Origin of the sequence: Lapillicoccus sp., assembly GCF_025353065.1 — a bacterium.
GTDB lineage: Bacteria > Actinomycetota > Actinomycetes > Actinomycetales > Dermatophilaceae > Lapillicoccus.
Map to the genome: position 1 here is coordinate 1 of NZ_JANXRJ010000067.1, position 2046 is coordinate 2046.

The window sequence follows — 2046 nt, forward strand, 5'->3', positions numbered from 1 at the left end:
CTACCAGGCGGGCCTACGCGTTCGACCTGCTGAGCTTCCTGCGCTTCTGTGACGAGTCGGGCCTCACCTTGACCTCGGTCGTCCCGACCGACGTGTTCGACTACCTCGGCTGGCGGCGGACGTCAGCCGCCGGGGCGCCCGGGCAGGTGGTCGTGGCGTTGCGCGCACGGGAGACGGCACCGGCGACGAAGAACCGGCGGGTGGCGGCCCTGCGGGCCCTGTTCGAGTACCTGGTGATCGTTGGTGTCCGCTCGGGCAACCCAGTGCCTGCTGGCCGCCGGGTCCGCGCGGGAGAACGACGGCGCGGGCTGCTGGGTCACCTCGGGGGGTCCCGGAAACAGACGGGTGGGCGGTTGGTGAGGCAGCCGCGACGGCTGCCGGAGTCGTTGGACCTTGCTGACGTCGCAGCGTTCATGACCGACCTGAGGACGGCCCGTGACCGCGCGATGGTGCTCGGGATGCTCCTGGGGGGTCTGCGTTCCGCGGAGATCCGCTCGTTGCGGTTGACCGATATCGACCTTGGCCTGCGGCGGGTCCGGGTCGTCGGCAAGGGAGGCAAGGAGCGGGTCGTTCCGGTGGACGGCGACTTCTTCGCCGAGCTGAACCGCTACCTGCGTGAGGAACGTCCGCCCGGTTGCCCGACGCCGGAGTGCTTCGTCGTGCTGCGCGGCCCGACCCGCGGAGAGCCGATGGGCGAAGCCACGCTCCGGCGGATCTTCCGCACGCACCGCGACCTGGCGGGCACCCCGAGGGTTCGTCCCCACCGCCTGCGACACACCTATGGCACCGAGCTCGCCGCCGCCGGAATCGACCTGCTCGTGCTGCGGGACCTGATGGGGCATGCCAGCCCCGAGACCACCGCCGGGTACGTCCACCTGAGCATCGAGACCCTCGGCATCGAGTACGCCCGCGCTCGAGCATCGGCAGCCGCGTCAGCCGCGCTTTCGGTGGGTGCGCGGTGACCGCGGTCGCACTGCCGGCTCAGCCGACCCCGGATGCCCCCGCTGGGTCGCTGTTGCAGCGACACGCCCTGTTCGTGGCTGACCTGCCCTGCAACGCCCAGGCGCAGCGGATGCGTCGGCGGGGCGCGGAACGGTTACTGGCTCGCCATCCGGACCTGCAGGTCTGGATGGACCGCCCCGTGTCGGACCGGGTTGTCGAGGCACGCCGGCTGTACGCGTGGCCCTTCCTGTCGTGGTGCTTCGCGGTCGGGGCGGTCCGTCCCGACGTCGAGCTGCTGGCGGCGAAGTCCAAGGGGTCCCACTACGTCACCTGGGCTCGGATGAACCCTGAGCCGGTGGCCCGGGTGGCAGCGACCGCGCAGGCGATGGGGTGGGTCCCGGAGTGGGTGTACCGGGTCTCCACCACGGCCTTGGCGCTGGTGTGCATGACCCGTCAGACCTGTCTGGACCAGATCACCCTGGAGGACCTGGGCGCCGTCCGTGCGGACATCGCGGCCGCCGCGACACTGCTACCTCGACACCGGGACGGCCTACGCGGTCTGATGCATAGCCTGCACACCGTCTGCTACCAGCTCGGCGTCCTTGACCAGCCCCCCGACCACGGCAACGCCCGCCACACCACCCTCGAGCAGCGGATGGCCGCAGTGCACCAGCCGGCGATTCGGGAGGCCATGGTGCGCTACCTGCAGGTCGTGTCCACGACGCTGCGCCCCAAGACGGTCGAGTCCCGGGCCGCGAGCCTGGCCCTGTTCGGGAGGTGGCTGGGCGAGTGTCAGCCCTCCGTGACGACGCTGCATCAGCTGCGCCGTCAACACCTGGAGGAGTTCCTCGCCTACAACGCGTCCCGCGCCTGCCAAGGCCGGCTCGCCAGCCCCGACCGGACCATCTCGGTCGGCCACCACGCCCATGCCGTGCAGGACCTGCGGGCCTTCTTCGACGACCTCACGATCTGGGGGTGGGCCGACCGGCCACCCACGATCGTGCTGCACCGCGGCGACATCCCCCGGCTACCGGCGCCGCTGCCCCGGGCGCTGGCCCCCGATGTCGACGCCGCGTTCATGAGCGCCGTGGCCCAGCTCGACGA

Annotated in this window: 2 protein-coding genes; both read left to right on the plus strand. The window is 71.4% G+C overall.

From position 1 onward, the window contains the following. Window positions 1-962 (plus strand): tyrosine-type recombinase/integrase (locus Q0R63_RS06230; RefSeq protein ID WP_295695394.1); only part of this gene is annotated, 962 nt, incomplete at its 5' end. Between the two features lie 74 nt (window positions 963-1036). Beyond that, a partial coding sequence (locus Q0R63_RS06235; protein ID WP_295695396.1) for a hypothetical protein occupies window positions 1037-2046 on the plus strand: 1010 nt, incomplete at its 3' end.